The organism is Rhizobium mayense, assembly GCF_030272705.1.
In the GTDB taxonomy this organism is placed as follows: Bacteria; Pseudomonadota; Alphaproteobacteria; order Rhizobiales; family Rhizobiaceae; genus Rhizobium; species Rhizobium mayense.
In genome coordinates this window covers 1-256 of sequence record NZ_JARFYM010000148.1, presented here as the reverse complement: position 1 = coordinate 256, position 256 = coordinate 1, and the positions used below count along the sequence as shown (strand labels likewise).

The 256-nt window shown below is 60.2% G+C and carries 1 protein-coding gene; it reads right to left on the bottom strand.

Features of this window, described 5'->3' with window-relative positions:
- On the bottom strand, positions 1–256 hold a 256-nt coding region (locus tag PY649_RS35375; RefSeq protein ID WP_285873645.1), incomplete at both ends, for a transposase.

Genomic DNA, 256 nt, shown 5'->3' with positions numbered 1-256 from the left:
GACGATGTCGCCTGGCCGCAGCGTCGGGACGAGTTGTTGCTCGACATAGGCCTTGAAGCATTGGCCATTGATCGGGCCGTCGAAGACGCAGGGTGCGGTAAGACAGTCGGCCCGGAGCGCGCCGACGAAGGTTAAAGTGCGCCAATGACCATGCGGAGCAAAGCCACGCAGGCGCTTGCCCTTAACACCCCAGCCGTAGAGCGGCGCCATATTGGTCTTAATCCAGGTTTCGTCGATGAACACGAGCCTTTGAGGA